At 63.0% G+C, this 14,068-nt stretch carries 14 protein-coding genes and 1 pseudogene; 12 read left to right on the top strand and 3 right to left on the bottom strand.

Features of this window, described 5'->3' with window-relative positions; all coding sequences use genetic code 11:
• The first annotated feature begins 186 nt into the window (after nucleotides 1-186).
• The 9 genes from ACIPL0_RS10610 (at nucleotide 187) to ACIPL0_RS10570 (ending at nucleotide 7,079) form a co-directional block, all read left to right on the top strand.
• The gene (locus ACIPL0_RS10610; RefSeq protein WP_400596594.1) at nucleotides 187-1,212 is read left to right on the top strand and encodes an NAD(P)H-dependent glycerol-3-phosphate dehydrogenase; all 1,026 of its coding nucleotides are present in this window, start codon (nucleotides 187-189) and stop codon (nucleotides 1,210-1,212) included.
• Nucleotides 1,213-1,228: 16 nt separating this feature from the next.
• Nucleotides 1,229-1,573 carry a DUF4389 domain-containing protein gene (locus ACIPL0_RS10605; protein ID WP_400596592.1) on the top strand — a complete coding sequence of 115 codons (345 nt, stop codon included), beginning with the start codon at nucleotides 1,229-1,231 and terminating at the stop codon, nucleotides 1,571-1,573.
• On the top strand, nucleotides 1,570-2,028 hold the full coding sequence (gene sixA, locus ACIPL0_RS10600; protein ID WP_400596590.1) for a phosphohistidine phosphatase SixA: 459 nt from the start codon (nucleotides 1,570-1,572) through the stop codon (nucleotides 2,026-2,028). Before ACIPL0_RS10605 ends, sixA begins: the two co-directional genes overlap by 4 nt.
• A gap of 138 nt (nucleotides 2,029-2,166) precedes the next feature.
• Nucleotides 2,167-2,610, top strand: coding sequence for a hotdog fold thioesterase (locus ACIPL0_RS10595; protein ID WP_400596589.1), 444 nt, complete (start codon nucleotides 2,167-2,169; stop codon nucleotides 2,608-2,610).
• A gap of 121 nt (nucleotides 2,611-2,731) precedes the next feature.
• On the top strand, nucleotides 2,732-3,151 hold the full coding sequence (locus ACIPL0_RS10590; protein ID WP_400596588.1) for a hypothetical protein: 420 nt from the start codon (nucleotides 2,732-2,734) through the stop codon (nucleotides 3,149-3,151).
• A gap of 123 nt (nucleotides 3,152-3,274) precedes the next feature.
• On the top strand, nucleotides 3,275-4,108 hold the full coding sequence (locus tag ACIPL0_RS10585) for an alpha/beta fold hydrolase (protein ID WP_400596587.1): 834 nt from the start codon (nucleotides 3,275-3,277) through the stop codon (nucleotides 4,106-4,108).
• The gene (locus ACIPL0_RS10580) at nucleotides 4,105-4,959 is read left to right on the top strand and encodes an alpha/beta fold hydrolase (protein ID WP_400596586.1); all 855 of its coding nucleotides are present in this window, start codon (nucleotides 4,105-4,107) and stop codon (nucleotides 4,957-4,959) included. The genes ACIPL0_RS10585 and ACIPL0_RS10580 overlap by 4 nt, the downstream gene beginning before the upstream one ends.
• Nucleotides 4,960-5,109: 150 nt before the next feature.
• Nucleotides 5,110-5,928 carry a DUF4892 domain-containing protein gene (locus tag ACIPL0_RS10575; RefSeq protein ID WP_400596585.1) on the top strand — a complete coding sequence of 273 codons (819 nt, stop codon included), beginning with the start codon at nucleotides 5,110-5,112 and terminating at the stop codon, nucleotides 5,926-5,928.
• A gap of 98 nt (nucleotides 5,929-6,026) precedes the next feature.
• Complete coding sequence (locus tag ACIPL0_RS10570; protein ID WP_400596584.1) at nucleotides 6,027-7,079, top strand: AI-2E family transporter; 1,053 nt, start codon at nucleotides 6,027-6,029, stop codon at nucleotides 7,077-7,079.
• A gap of 138 nt (nucleotides 7,080-7,217) precedes the next feature.
• Here the strand turns inward: ACIPL0_RS10570 and xopAW are convergent.
• From xopAW to ACIPL0_RS10555, 3 genes and pseudogenes are all read right to left on the bottom strand, one after another.
• A pseudogene (gene xopAW, locus ACIPL0_RS10565) lies at nucleotides 7,218-7,661 on the bottom strand (XopAW family type III secretion system calcium-binding effector); the annotation flags it as partial.
• Nucleotides 7,662-7,900: 239 nt separating this feature from the next.
• Entirely contained in the window at nucleotides 7,901-8,965 is a 1,065-nt protein-coding gene (locus ACIPL0_RS10560) for a sensor histidine kinase (RefSeq protein WP_400596582.1), read from the bottom strand.
• Nucleotides 8,962-9,714: a response regulator gene (locus tag ACIPL0_RS10555; RefSeq protein ID WP_400596581.1), complete on the bottom strand. Its 753-nt coding sequence runs from the start codon at nucleotides 9,712-9,714 to the stop codon at nucleotides 8,962-8,964. The genes ACIPL0_RS10560 and ACIPL0_RS10555 overlap by 4 nt, the downstream gene beginning before the upstream one ends.
• Nucleotides 9,715-10,192: 478 nt before the next feature.
• On the opposite strand from ACIPL0_RS10555, the gene kdpF reads away from it, so the two are divergent.
• The 3 genes from kdpF to kdpB are packed head-to-tail and all read left to right on the top strand — an operon-like array spanning nucleotide 10,193 to nucleotide 14,065.
• The gene (gene kdpF / locus ACIPL0_RS10550) at nucleotides 10,193-10,288 is read left to right on the top strand and encodes a K(+)-transporting ATPase subunit F (protein WP_037009437.1); all 96 of its coding nucleotides are present in this window, start codon (nucleotides 10,193-10,195) and stop codon (nucleotides 10,286-10,288) included.
• Nucleotides 10,289-10,293: 5 nt separating this feature from the next.
• Nucleotides 10,294-11,988 carry a potassium-transporting ATPase subunit KdpA gene (kdpA, locus tag ACIPL0_RS10545; RefSeq protein WP_400596580.1) on the top strand — a complete coding sequence of 565 codons (1,695 nt, stop codon included), beginning with the start codon at nucleotides 10,294-10,296 and terminating at the stop codon, nucleotides 11,986-11,988.
• A gap of 31 nt (nucleotides 11,989-12,019) precedes the next feature.
• A complete protein-coding gene (gene kdpB, locus ACIPL0_RS10540) occupies nucleotides 12,020-14,065 on the top strand; it encodes a potassium-transporting ATPase subunit KdpB (RefSeq protein WP_400596860.1) in 2,046 nt (681 codons plus the stop codon).
• The last annotated feature ends 3 nt before the right edge of the window (nucleotides 14,066-14,068 follow it).

Genomic DNA, 14,068 nt, shown 5'->3' with positions numbered 1-14,068 from the left:
CTCATCGGTGCACGTGCGGAATTTTCTTCAGGGCCACGCATCTTAACCGAGCTGTAAGTAAATTCCTCATGAAGGGTAGGGTTTCGGCTGTACAGTTTTAAGGCCGTGTTTTGCCGCTGGTGGCCGGCACGGCGCTCCGTATAATGCTGCCATCGCCAGATGTGATGGCTTCAGATGGATGGTTTTATGACCCAACAGCAACCGATTGCAGTCCTGGGTGGCGGCAGCTTCGGGACGGCCGTGGCCAATCTTCTGGCCGAAAACGGCCACCGGGTCCGGCAATGGATGCGCGACCCCGCGCAGGCCGAGGCGATCCGCGTCAATCGCGAGAACCCGCGCTACCTCAAGGGCATCAAGGTGCTCGACGGGGTCGAGCCGGTCACCGACCTCAAGACCACCCTGCGCGACAGCCAGCTGATTTTCGTGGCCTTGCCGTCCAGTGCTCTGCGCGCGGTGTTGACGCCGGATGTCGAGCTGCTCACCGGCAAGATGCTGGTCAGCCTGACCAAGGGCATCGAAGCCGATACCTTCAAGCTGATGAGCGAAATTCTTCAGGACATCGCGCCCAAGGCCCGCATCGGTGTGCTGTCCGGCCCGAACCTGGCCCGTGAAATCGCCGAGCACGCGCTGACCGCCACCGTGGTCGCCAGTGAAGATGAAGCGCTGTGCCAGCATGTTCAGGACGTGTTGCACGGTCGTACTTTTCGCGTGTATGCCAGCGCCGACCGGTTTGGCGTCGAACTGGGCGGCGCGCTGAAAAACGTCTATGCGATCATCTCCGGCATGGCCGTGGCGCTGGGCATGGGCGAGAACACCAAAAGCATGCTGATCACCCGAGCGCTGGCGGAAATGACCCGTTTTGCCGTCAGTCAGGGCGCCAACCCGATGACTTTCCTTGGCCTGGCCGGCGTCGGCGATCTGATCGTCACCTGTTCCTCGCCCAAGAGTCGCAACTATCAGGTCGGTTTCGCCCTCGGCCAGGGTCTGAGCCTGGACGAGGCGGTGACCCGTCTGGGCGAGGTGGCCGAAGGGGTCAACACGCTGAAGGTACTCAAGGCCAAGGCGCAGGAGTTGCAGGTGTACATGCCGCTGGTGGCTGGTCTGCATGCCATTCTGTTCGAAGGCCGCACGCTGGAGCAGGTCATCGAATTGCTGATGCGCGCCGAACCGAAGACCGACGTCGACTTCATTTCAACCAGTGGTTTCAACTGATCCGGTGGAGAAGCTCTTGAACGAATCCAAATTCAAGCAACACGAATCGATCCTGCTGCGCATCCTGTGGATGCTGGTGTTTGCCGTGGTCTGGCAGGTGGCGGAGCTGGTGCTGGCCATCACCGTGCTGGTGCAACTGGTCTATCGGCTGTTCTACGGTGCGCCGAGCCTGAGCGTGATGTCGTTCGGCGACAGCCTGAGCCAGTTTCTCGCGCAGATCGGCCGTTTCGGCACCTTCCATACCGACCAGAAACCCTGGCCGTTCGCCGACTGGCCGGCCCCGCGCGCACCGGAAGGTGAAGCGCCGCACAGCGTCCCGCCCGCCGAGCACCCGGTGCGTGATGAGGAACCGAAACTATGAAAGTGTGGATTCTGCGTCACGGCGAGGCCCAGAACCGGGCCCGCACCGACGCTGAACGCGAACTGACCGATCACGGTCGCGAGGAAGTCCTGTCCAGCGCTGCGCAGCTGCTGGGCAAGCCGCTGCGCTGGATCATCGCCAGCCCCTACGTGCGGGCGCAGCAGACAGCCGAACTGGTACGACAGGCGCTCGGCTTCACTGATGCGGTTGTCACCGTGCCGTGGCTGACCCCGGAAAGCGATCCGCGCAAGGTGCTGGACAACCTTGACCTGTACGCGCCGGACGATGTGCTGCTGGTCAGCCATCAGCCGCTGGTCGGCACGCTGATCGGTCTGGCGGTCCACGGCAATCTGCAACAGGCGCAGCCCATGCACACCGCGAGTCTGGCCGAGCTGGAGACAGACTTCCCGTTGGCCGGGGCGATGATGCTGAACGGTGTGCGTCACCCGTCGTAACTCTGTGATGCACCTGTAGGAGCCGGCTTGCTGGCGAACGCAATCTGCCATTCACCACGGTGGTGTCTGACCTGATGCATTCGCCAGCAAGCCGGCTCCCACACATTCCGCTGTCCTCTCCAAACACAAGGAAAAACCATGAGTCTGTGGCGTGTAACTCCCGATATCGATGCGCTCAATGCGATGCAAAAAAACACCATTGGTGAAGTGCTGGATATCCGCTTCGAGGCGTTCGACGACAACTCGCTGACAGCGAGCATGGCGGTCGATCACCGTACCCATCAGCCCTACGGCTTGCTGCACGGCGGCGCGTCTGTGGTACTGGCGGAAACCGTGGGCTCCAGCGCCAGCTACCTGGTCATCGACACCAGCAAATATTTCTGCGTCGGCATCGAAGTCAACGCCAACCATTTGCGCGGGCTGCGCAGCGGGCGGGTCACGGCGGTGGCACATCCGGTCCATATCGGCCGTACCACCCATGTCTGGGACATTCGCCTGACCAGCGATGACGGCAAGGCCAGCTGTATTTCCCGCCTGACCGTGGCCGTGGTGCCTCACGGCGAGCAGCCGCCTGCTCGCTAAGCTGTTTTCGCTTTTTTTGCCATCTGTCAACTGTCAAGGTTGACAGTTGTTGAGGCAGCACTCTGCGCCTACGCTTTAGCTGTCCCAAGACGGGGCATCCATAGCAGCAAGGAAGGGCGCCATGAGTAATAAAGTCGAGTTGCTGAGTCAGGAAATTCTGGAAAAGTCCGTTGAGCTGTCAAAACTGAGTGCCGAGCTTGTGGAGTTGCAGAAGTCTTCGGCAGCCCAGGACAATTCGCCACTGGGCCAATGGCTCGCGCGTATTTACGAAGACCAGTCGCTGAGCAATATCGAATTTCAGCAATTGCGTGATGAGGCCGATGCCAGAGTCGACGCATTGGCTTCTCAATACCCTCAAAGCGGTGATCTGGCGGCGTTTCAAAAGGCCGCAGACGACGCCGTGCAACTGATGCAGACCGGCCTTCTGGGTTTCAAAAAACAGAAACTCGGGGCCGAGGCCAAGACCGCCGTACAGGATGCGTACGGTTTTCAGGTGGCCTACATCAAAGCCTGTCTGGATCGTTTCACCCAAGCCTTCTAGTAGTTGTCGTTGCCGTGCTGCAAGTGACCGGAGTGTCATCGTCGATGGCACTTCCGGTCATTGCCGCCTATTCCGGTGCCTGCGCACAATTGCAGCCTGTTCAAGGTTTCTGGATGTGCCGGCATGACCCAACCCGTGTTTTTCGCCCACGCCAACGGTTTTCCTTCTGCGACCTACGGCAAACTGTTCGCGGCGCTGGGGGAGGATTTTCAGGTCACCCACCTGGAGCAACACGCCCACGATCCGCGTTTTCCGGTGACCGACAACTGGCCGAATCTGGTCGATGAGCTGGTGCATCACCTGCGTCAGCAGGCCCAGCCGGTGTGGGGTGTCGGCCATTCTCTGGGCGGTGTGCTGCATTACCATGCGGCGCTGCGTCATCCCGAGCTGTATCGCGGCGTGGTGATGCTCGATTCACCGGTGCTGACCCGTTTCGATCAGTGGATGATCCGTGCCGCCAAGCGTTTCGGCTTCATCGATCGCATCACCCCGGCGGGACGTACACTGGGGCGGCGCGAAGTGTTCAGCGATCTGGACACGGCGCGACGTTATTTTTCCGGCAAAAGCCTGTTTCGCCGGTTCGATCCCGAATGTTTCGAGGCCTATCTGCTGCACGGTCTGCAGCCTGATGGCGGGCAATTGCGTCTGCGTTTCGACCCGGCCACCGAGATCAGCATTTACCGCAGCGTGCCCCACAACAGCCCCGGAACGGCCCGGCATTTGCGCGTGCCGCTGGCGCTAGTGCGCGGCGAGCACAGCGATGTGGTGCGCCGTCATCACGCGTTGTCGGTGAAAAGCATGCGCGAAGGCGAGTATCTTTCGGTACCGGGCGGGCACATGTTCCCGCTGGAGCACCCCGAGGACACCGCAAACATGCTCAAGAACCTTTTTTCCCGCTGGGCGGCCCGCAGTGCGTCGGCCAACGACACCCAGGCGAGCCAGCGAGCCCGCGCATGACCTGTTCGGTCGAAGAAATCCGCCTGAGCCTGCCGCATATCGAACTGGCGGCGCATCTGTTCGGGCCTGCGGACGGCACGCCAGTCATTGCCCTGCACGGCTGGCTGGACAATGCCAACAGTTTTGCCCGACTGGCGCCAAAGCTTCAGGGCTTACGCATCCTGGCGCTGGACATGGCCGGGCACGGTCACTCCGACCATCGCCCGCCGGGCGCCGGTTATGGCCTGCCGGATTACGCCCATGACGTGCTGCAAGTGGCAGCGCAGATGGGCTGGGAGCGTTTTTCCCTGCTGGGGCATTCGTTGGGTGCCATCGTCTCTGTGATCGTGGCAGGCGCCGTGCCGCAGCGGATCAACCGGCTGGCACTGATCGACGGGCTGATCCCACCGATTGCCGAGGCAGAAACCGCTGCCGAGCGCATGGGCACGGCGTTGCAGGCGCAACTGACGCAGTCGACCAAGCGCAAACCGGTGTACGCCGACATGGACCGTGCCGTCGAAGCGCGCATGAAAGGCGCGGTGGCGGTCAGCCGTGACGCCGCCGAGCTGCTGGCCCAGCGTGGCCTGATGCCGGTGCCGGGTGGTTACACGTGGCGCAGCGACAGCCGTCTGACCCTGGCTTCGCCGATTCGTCTGACCCGTGCCCAGGCGCTGTCCTTCGTCAACGCCGTGCAATGTCCCGCGCAGTTGATCGTGGCCGAAGAGGGCATGCTGGCGCAGAACAAGGAGCTGCTGGCAGGTGTGCCGTTTCAGGTGAGCGTGCTGCCCGGCGGGCATCATTTGCACCTGAATGACGAGGACGGGGCGGCCTCTGTTGCAGACTGTTTCAATCGCTTCTTTGCCGTTTCTTGACTTGCGACCCGCAACTGCCGAGGCTGAGCGGGTTGCTACAGGAGACAGCATGATGGACCACCCCGCAATTCTGCCGATTTCACCTTGCCCCGCACCGTCCGCTGTGACGGCCAGTTCTTGCCTTTCGATATTTGCCCGATGAGCGCACCTATGGGTTTGACCCGTACCCTTGGGCTTGCGCTGTGTCTGGCCGCTTTCAGTGGCGCAGGCCATGCGGCAGACGTACCGGGCAGCCAGGACCTGGAAAAACTGTCACGGCCGATCGATGCCGAAATCGTCGATTACCGGCCCGCGACAGAGCTTGAGCGCATCTATCCGCTGGGTTCGATTCGCAAGATCAGCGGCCAGCTGCGTTTCGACGGCCAGGTCTCGGCCCGTGGCAGTGCCACCGCCATCACCTACCAGTTACCCATGGAACACAATGCCGACGAGGCCTTCACCGCCGCGCGCGAAGCATTGCAGGCGCAGGGCGCGCAGTTGCTGTTCTGGTGTCAGGCCCGCGATTGCGGCGAAAGCAGCCTATGGGCCAACGAGGTGTTCGGCAACGCCAAGCTGTACGGCGCCGACAGCGGCCAGTCGTATCTGTTGCTGCGCCTGGCTGCCCCCGACAACGACACGCTCGTCGCGTTGTACGGCATCACCCGGGGCAACCGCCGCGGTTACCTGCATGTCGAGCAGTTCCAGGCCAGCGCGCCGCTGGGCGAATTGCTGCCGACCTCTGCCACCCTGTTGCGTGAGTTGAAGAGCACCGGTGAGCTGGATTTGCCCATGCTCACCGAAGCGCCACAGGAGCCGTGGATCACCTTGCTTTCTCGCGGGCTGAATCTGGACAGCACCTTGCGCGTGACGCTGTCCGGTGCTCAGCGTGAGGCCTGGCGCGACGCCCTGATCGGTAAAGGCGTGCGCGCTGCCCGCCTGGAAGCCGGCAATGCCGAAGCCAAAGGGGTGGTGATCGAACTCATCCGCTGACGCGGGTTCTATCTCAAGCGCAATTTGTACGAACAGGGCGGGCCTGCGGGTTCGCCGTTATGCTCAAGTCATTCGATGTCATTTCTACGGAAGGACCCATGCTCAATAACGATCGCCTGCTGGTGCAGATTCTGCTGCTGGCGTTGCTGGGTGCCTGCCTCTGGGTGATGGCGCCATTCTGGTCGGCGCTGTTCTGGGGAGCGGTGCTGGCGTTCGCCAGTTGGCCGCTGATGCGCCTGCTGACCCGCTGGCTCAATGGCCGCGAGTCACTGGCCGCCGGCATTCTCACTCTGGGCTGGATGATTCTGGTGGCCGCGCCGCTGGTGTGGCTCGGTTTCAACCTGGCCGATCATGTGCGTGATGCCACAGCGTTGATCAGGGACGTGCAGGTCGACGGCCTGCCGGATCCACCCGCCTGGCTGGCCGGCATTCCGTTGGTCGGTGAACGGCTGGTGGGTTACTGGACCACCATCGATCAACAGGGCGCGGCCATGCTCGCCAGCGTCAAACCCTATCTCGGCCAGGTTGGCAACTGGCTGCTGGCGCGCAGCGCGCAGATCGGCGGCGGCATTCTCGAACTGACCCTGAGTCTGGTCTTCGTGTTCTTCTTCTACCGTGATGGCCCTCGGCTGGCGGCGTTCGTGCTCAGCCTGCTGGAGCGGTTGATCGGCGACCGCGCGCAGTATTACGTCGATCTGGTGGCCGGCACCGTGCAGCGGGTGGTCAACGGCGTGATCGGTACGGCGGCAGCCCAGGCGATTCTGGCGCTGATCGGTTTTCTGATTGCCGGTGTGCCGGGGGCGCTGGTGCTGGGGATAGGTACCTTCCTGCTCAGTCTGGTGCCGATGGGGCCGCCGTTGATCTGGATTCCCGCCACTGCGTGGCTGGCCTGGAAGGGTGAATACGGCATGGCGGTGTTTCTTGGCCTGTGGGGCACCTTCATCGTCAGCGGCGTCGATAACGTGCTCAAACCTTATCTGATCAGCCGTGGCGGCAACCTGCCGCTGGTGATCGTGTTGCTGGGGGTATTCGGTGGTTTGCTGGCATTCGGATTCATCGGCCTGTTCATCGGTCCGACCTTGCTGGCCGTGGCGTACAGCCTGCTGCTGGACTGGGTCGGCGACAATCGCGCGCGGCAATCGCTGAAATAAGCGGTACGTGTGGTCAGGACCGCCGCTGCCTTGGGGTTCAGCAGCGGTCCTGTTGTTTTAGGCGGAGATATTCAGGTATTTGCCTGACGTCGCACCGCTGTTGAGGTTGTAGCGATCACTCAGCGCCGCGACCATGCGGTTCAGGGCTTCGGTGGCCTGGGTGCTGTCGGCGCTGCTGCCGGCACTGCTCAGGGCCGCGGTCAGCTCGTCGCTGCTCACGGTGCCATCGCCGTCGGTGTCCAGCGCGCTGAGCAGCTCCGTGGCCTGGTCTTCTGCAGAAGTCGCGTCCATCTGCATCGGTGGCGGCGGTGGGGGTGTCATCGCCGCCAGTTCGTCGGCGTCGAGACTGTCGTCGCCGTCGCTGTCCAGATCGCCGAAGGCCTTGCTCAGGCTGACGGTGATGCCGTCTTTTGAATCCGAAGACAGCGCTGCACTCAACTCATCCTTGTCGATGCTGCCATCGCCATTGCTGTCGAGCTTCTTCAGCAAATCGTCGGCGAACTTCTTGCTGTTGCTGGTGGACGTGGTACTGGAGCTGACGTAACTGGAGTAACTACTGCTGCCGCTGATACCTGAGATCATCGGACTGCCTCCCTTCGAATGGATAAAGCCGGGCGGTGCTCCGGCTTATGCAGCGTCGCGGGGGTGCGTGTCGTGGGTATGTGGGGTTTGTAACGGTGGGCATACGCGTTGGGAGAGTGTGGATTCGGTGGGAGCGGGCTTGCCCGCGAAGACGACGGTAAGGACATTAAAGATGTGCAGGCTCTCCGAACCTCTTCGCGGGCAAGCCCGCTCCTACAGGGGGACTGCTACGGGGGGGCTTAGATCCGCGGCAAATCCAGCACGGCGGTAAGGCCGCCGCCCGGCGTTTCTTCCAGACGCAGATCGCCGCCCATGCGTCGCGCGGCTTCGCGGGCGATGGTCATGCCGATGCCAACCCCGCCGGAATTGCGATTGCGTGAGCCTTCGACGCGGTAGAAGGGTTCGAACACTGCTTCACGCAGGTTTTCCGGAATGCCCGGCCCGTGGTCGACGACACAGACTTGCAGGCGGTCGCTGGCGTCCTTGATCACCACCCGGGCGTGGCCGGCGTAGCGCAGGGCATTGTCTATCAGATTGTGCAGGCACGAACGCAGCGCCATCGGCTGCGATTTGAGCGGCTTGCAGGTGCCGCTGGCTTCGACGTCATCGCCATTGTCCTGGGCGTTTTCAGTCAGCGACTCGATCAGCGCCTGCACGTCGAAATACTGCAAAGCCTCGCTGGTGCGTTGCTCGTTGAGGTAGGTCAGGGTCGCGTCGAGCATGCCGATCATGTCGTTCAGATCCTGAGTCATCTGCCCGTGCAGCTTCGGCTCGTCGATCTGTTCCACCCGCAACTTCAGGCGCGCCAGCGGTGTGCGCAGGTCATGGGAAACGGCGGCGAGCATGCGCCCGCGCTGCTGGACCTGATCACGAATGCGTTCCTGCATCAGATTGAAGGTTGCGGCGGCCTGCCGTGCTTCCCGTGGCCCGTTGATCGCCAACGGCGGACTGTCGAGATTTTCACTCAGCCGTTCGGCCGCCTCGCTGATGCGCTGCACCGGTCGGCTCAAGGCCTTGGCGCCGAACCACGCGGCAATCACCAGGGTGACCAACTGGAAGAACAGCGGTATCAGCGGAATGCCGAAAAAAGGCGGCGGCGGTGGCCGGCGCATTTCCATTTCGGATGGGCGCTCGGCGTGTTCACCCGCTGCCAGCTCCTGCTCGGTGAGCGGAGGAGGTGGCGGTGGCGGGCGATGGGGGTCGTAGTAATGAAACCAGATGAACGCCAGCAAGTGCGCCAGAATGATCGCCAGCAGTGCGCCGCCGAACAGTCGGGCGAAGAGTGTATCGGCCGAGCGGATCAACCAATCTCCCTGGCGTCGAACATGTAGCCTTCGCCTCGCACGGTCTTGATCAGTTGTGGCGACTTCGGATCGTCACCGAGTTTCTGCCGCAGGCGCGACACCAGCAAATCGATGCTGCGGTCGAACGCCTCAATGGAGCGACCGCGGGCGGCGTCCAGCAGTTGCTCGCGGTTGAGCACGCGTCGTGGCCGCTCCAGGAACACCCGCAGCAAGCGGAATTCGGCGTTGGACAGCGGCACCACCAGCCCGTCCGGTGCGGTCAGCTGGCGCAATACGCTGTTCAGTCGCCAGTTGTCGAAACGCAGGGTGGTGCGCTCTTCGGTGCGGTCGTCGCGGACCCGGCGCAGGATGGTCTGGATGCGGGCCACCAGTTCGCGGGGCTCGAACGGCTTGGCCATGTAGTCGTCGGCACCCAGTTCCAGGCCGATGATACGGTCGGTCGGCTCGCAGCGGGCGGTGAGCATCAGGATCGGGATGTCCGAGGAGCTGCGCAGCCAGCGGCACAGCGACAGTCCGTCCTCACCGGGCAGCATCAGGTCCAGCACCACCACGTCATAGGTTTCTTCGGCCAGGGCCTGGCGCATGGCGTTGCCGTCGGTCACACCAGTGCTCTGAATGTTGAACCGGGCCAGGTAGTCGCACAGCAGTTCGCGGATCGGCACGTCGTCATCGACGATCAGCGCGCGGGTATTCCAGCGGCGCTCTTCGGCCTGGAGGGTGGCGGTATTGCTGTCTGAAGGTGTCTGCATCGTGCTGCCGCCATGTGGTGCCGCCGAAGTCGGCCGCGAATAGAGAACGACGCTGCCATGCTACTGCGCTGGCAGGCGCGGCGGAAGGGTGACCGGGTGAGGTGTCGGCGGATTGTCGTGAATGTATCGAAAAATGTACAAAACGGTTAACACGCCATTTTTCCGGTTTCATGAACGGCGTTCAGGTTGTCCGCGGTTTGCTTTTGTGGGAGGGAGCCCTGCTCGCGAAAGCGTCATGACGGCCAATGCTATGGTGTCTGACCTGACGCCTTCGCGAGCAGGGCTCCCTCCCACGGTCCGAGGTTGAATGGAAAACCCGGTGCAGTCGTAAAGCGCATCTTTATGCCCTGAAGCCCCGTAAACCCGCCACTTTTTACACTTTCTTTATGCCCGGCACGGGCTGTCGATCTCGTTCCTTTACACCCCTCGTGAGGACAATTCCTGCACACGGCAATCGCCGTATGACGGAGAGTTTTTCATGAGCGTTCTGGATGGGGTGTCTCTGCTGTTGGCGGCAGGGTTGTTCGTGTACTTGCTGGTGGCGCTGCTGCGCGCCGGCCGGGTCGAGGAGTGACGGCCATGCACGGTTACGACTATCTGCTGATTCTGGCGTTCTTCGCACTGGTGCTGTTGCCGGCGCCGCTGCTGGGGCGCTTCTACTACAAGGTCATGGAAGGCCAGCGTACCTGGCTGACGCCGGTGATGGGGCCCGTGGAGCGCATCTGCTATCGGTTGTCGGGTGTCGACCCGGCTGTCGAACAAAACTGGAAGACCTACACCCTGGCCCTGCTGGCGTTCAACCTGGCGGGGTTTGTCGTGCTGTTCGCCATCCTCGTGCTGCAGGGTGCACTGCCGCTCAACCCGCAAGGGCTGCCGGGCATGGAGTGGTCGCTGGCGTTCAACACGGCGATGAGTTTCGTCACCAACACCAACTGGCAGAGCTACAGCGGTGAGTCGTCGCTCAGCTACTTGAGCCAGATGGCCGGGCTGACCGTGCAGAACTTCGTCAGCGCTGCCACCGGTATCGCCGTGCTGGTCGCGTTCTGTCGCGGTATCGCCCGTCGCTCGACGCACAACCTGGGCAACTTCTGGGCCGACATGACCCGTGCCACTCTGTATGGCCTGCTGCCGCTGTGCATCGTGCTGGCGCTGTTTCTGGTCTGGCAGGGCGTACCGCAGACGTTCGCCCACTATGTTGATGCGGTGACCCTGCAAGGCGCCGACCAGACCATCCCGCTCGGTCCGGCCGCCAGCCAGATCGCCATCAAGCAACTGGGCACCAACGGCGGTGGCTTCTTCGGTGTCAACTCGGCGCACCCGTTCGAGAACCCGACGGCCTGGAGCAACCTGTTCGAACTGGTGTCGATCATCCTGATCCCGGTGGCGCTGGTGTTCACCTTCGGCCATTACGTCAAGGACATGCGCCAGAGCCGCGCCATCGTCGCCTGCATGCTGGTGCTGTTTCTGATCGGTGGCGCCGTGGCGCTGTGGGCCGAGTACCAGCCCAACCCGACCTTGAATATCGCAGGCGTTGAACAGACCGCGCCGATGGAAGGCAAGGAAACCCGCTTCGGCACCACCGGCACGGTGCTGTGGGCGGCCACCACTACCGCAGCCTCCAACGGCTCGGTCAACGGCATGCACGACAGCCTCAACCCGCTGAGCGGCATGATCGCGCTGGCCAACATGATGGTCGGCGAAGTGATCTTCGGCGGGGTGGGCGCGGGTCTCTACGGCATGCTGCTCAACGTGCTGATCGCGGTGTTCCTGGCGGGCCTGATGATCGGTCGCACCCCGGAATACCTCGGCAAGAAACTGCAGGCCCGGGAAGTGAAGCTGCTGGTGGCGACCCTGATCGTCATGCCGGTCGGCGTGCTGGTGTGCGCCGCGTTGGCGGCGTCGTTGCCCGGCCCGGCCGGCGCAGTGAGCAACCCCGGCGCCCATGGCTTCAGCCAGCTGCTGTACACCTACACCTCGGCCACCGCCAACAACGGCTCGGCTTTCGGCGGCTTCAGCGCCAACACGATGTTCCACAACCTGATGCTCAGCCTGTCGATGTTCCTCGGTCGCTTCGGTTACATCCTGCCGGTGCTGGCGCTGGCCGGCAGCCTGGCGGCGAAAAAGACCGCGCCGCTGGGGTTGAACAGCTTCCCGACTCACGGTCCGCTGTTCGTCACTCTGCTGACTGTGACCATTTTGCTGGTGGGCGGTTTGACCTTCCTGCCGACCCTGGCCCTGGGGCCGATTGCCGAACACCTGAGCCTGGGTTTCTGAGGACTGAATCATGAATATGCCTGCTCCTGTGATGAAGAACGCCGAACAGCCGGTGGCTGCCGAGCCGGTCAAGACCGCCTTCGCCGACCTGTGGCGCCCGGCGCTGATTCAGGCCTTCGTCAAGCTCGATCCGCGTCAACTGAAACGCGCGCCGGTGATGCTGGTGGTGGAGCTGACCGCCATCCTCACCACCGTGCTGTGCCTGATTCCCAACCCGGCGGTGCCGACGTTCGTTGCCGTGCAGATTGCCGTGTGGCTGTGGTTCACCGTGCTGTTCGCCAACTTCGCCGAAGCGCTGGCCGAAGGTCGCGGCAAGGCTCGCGCCGACAGCCTCAAGGCCGGCAGCGAAGGCTTGAAGGCGCGTTTGCAAGGCGCGACCGGCGGTTTTCTGACTGTCAACGCCAACACCCTGCGCAAGGGCGATGTGGTGCGGGTGGAGGCGGGCGAACTGATCCCCGGTGACGGCGAGGTGATTGCCGGTATTGCGGCGGTCAACGAAGCGGCCATCACGGGTGAATCCGCGCCGGTGATCCGCGAGTCCGGCGGCGACCGCTCCGCCGTCACCGGTAACACCCGGCTAGTGTCCGACTGGCTGCTGGTGCGCATCAGCAGCAACCCCGGCGAGTCGACCCTGGACCGCATGATCGCGCTGGTCGAAGGCGCCAAACGGCAGAAGACCCCCAACGAAGTGGCGTTGGACATTCTGCTGATCGGCTTGACCTTGATCTTCCTGCTGGTGGTGGTGACCCTGCAGCCGTTCGCCCATTTTGCCGGTGGCAACCTGCCGCTGGTGTTTCTGGTGGCGCTGCTGGTGACGCTGATTCCGACCACCATCGGCGGTCTGTTGTCGGCCATCGGTATCGCTGGCATGGACCGTCTGGTGCGCCTCAACGTCATCGCCAAATCCGGGCGCGCGGTGGAAGCCGCTGGCGACGTGCATGTGCTGTTGCTGGACAAGACCGGCACCATCACCTTCGGCAACCGTCGTTGCGCAGCGGTGTATGCGGCGCCCGGCATCAGTGCCAGGGAAGTGGGCGAGGGCGCCTTGCTCGCCTCGCTGGCGGACGACACCGCCGAAGGCAAATCCATCGTCGAGTACCTGCGAGCCCTGCACCCGATGCGTGAACCGGCCGCCAGCCAACTGACCGCCGTGCCATTCAGCGCGGAAACCCGGTTGTCCGGTGTCGACTATGAAGGTCGCGTGTTCCGCAAGGGCGCCGTGGATTCGTTGTTGAAGTTCCTGGGCCGTGATCGCGCCGACCTGCCGCTGACCCTGTCGCGGGAAATCGACAAGATCGCCAAGACCGGCGGCACGCCGCTGCTGGTCAGCGGCGAAGGCAAGCTGCTCGGCGTGATTCATCTCAAGGACGTGGTCAAGCCGGGCATTCGTGAACGTTTCGACGAGCTGCGCAAGCTGGGCATTCGCACGGTCATGGTCACCGGCGACAACCCGCTGACCGCCGCGGCGATTGCGGCCGAGGCCGGTGTCGATGACGTGCTCGCTGAAGCCACCCCGGAGAAAAAACTCGAGCGCATCCGTCAGGAACAGAACGACGGCCGTCTGGTGGCGATGTGCGGCGACGGCGCCAACGACGCCCCGGCGCTGGCCCAGGCCGACGTCGGTATGGCGATGAACGATGGTACGCAAGCGGCGCGCGAGGCGGCCAACATGGTCGATCTGGACAGCGACCCGACCAAGCTGCTCGACGTGGTGCAGATCGGCAAGGAACTGCTGGTGACCCGTGGCGCGTTGACCACCTTTTCGATTGCCAACGACGTCGCCAAATACTTCGCGATTCTGCCGGCGCTGTTCGCGGCGATCTATCCGCAACTGGGCGTGCTCAACATCATGCACCTGGCCAGTCCGCAGAGCGCGATCCTTTCGGCGATCGTCTTCAACGCCCTGATCATCGTCGTGCTGATTCCGCTGGCCCTGCGTGGCGTGCGGGTGCAGGCCGCCAGCGCGGCGCATCTGTTGCGGCGCAACCTGTTGATCTACGGGTTGGGCGGCATTGTCGTGCCGTTCGTGGGGATCAAGGTCATCGACCTGCTGCTGACCGCGTTGCATCTGGTGTAAGCG

This window comes from Pseudomonas sp. NPDC090208 (assembly GCF_044746785.1).
Lineage (GTDB): Bacteria > Pseudomonadota > Gammaproteobacteria > Pseudomonadales > Pseudomonadaceae > Aquipseudomonas.
Note: the sequence above shows the minus strand (reverse complement) of the source record. Positions and strands in the feature narration are given on the sequence as shown.

Coding starts and splice junctions, on each gene's coding strand:
- sixA (WP_400596590.1), top strand. CDS start 1,570: ATGAAAGTGTGGATTCTGCGTCACGGCGAGGCCCAGAACCGGGCCCGC.
- ACIPL0_RS10570 (WP_400596584.1), top strand. CDS start 6,027: ATGCTCAATAACGATCGCCTGCTGGTGCAGATTCTGCTGCTGGCGTTG.
- ACIPL0_RS10555 (WP_400596581.1), bottom strand. CDS start 9,714: ATGCAGACACCTTCAGACAGCAATACCGCCACCCTCCAGGCCGAAGAG.
- kdpA (WP_400596580.1), top strand. CDS start 10,294: ATGCACGGTTACGACTATCTGCTGATTCTGGCGTTCTTCGCACTGGTG.
- ACIPL0_RS10575 (WP_400596585.1), top strand. CDS start 5,110: ATGGGTTTGACCCGTACCCTTGGGCTTGCGCTGTGTCTGGCCGCTTTC.
- ACIPL0_RS10585 (WP_400596587.1), top strand. CDS start 3,275: ATGACCCAACCCGTGTTTTTCGCCCACGCCAACGGTTTTCCTTCTGCG.
- ACIPL0_RS10595 (WP_400596589.1), top strand. CDS start 2,167: ATGAGTCTGTGGCGTGTAACTCCCGATATCGATGCGCTCAATGCGATG.
- kdpB (WP_400596860.1), top strand. CDS start 12,020: ATGAAGAACGCCGAACAGCCGGTGGCTGCCGAGCCGGTCAAGACCGCC.
- ACIPL0_RS10610 (WP_400596594.1), top strand. CDS start 187: ATGACCCAACAGCAACCGATTGCAGTCCTGGGTGGCGGCAGCTTCGGG.
- kdpF (WP_037009437.1), top strand. CDS start 10,193: ATGAGCGTTCTGGATGGGGTGTCTCTGCTGTTGGCGGCAGGGTTGTTC.
- ACIPL0_RS10590 (WP_400596588.1), top strand. CDS start 2,732: ATGAGTAATAAAGTCGAGTTGCTGAGTCAGGAAATTCTGGAAAAGTCC.
- ACIPL0_RS10580 (WP_400596586.1), top strand. CDS start 4,105: ATGACCTGTTCGGTCGAAGAAATCCGCCTGAGCCTGCCGCATATCGAA.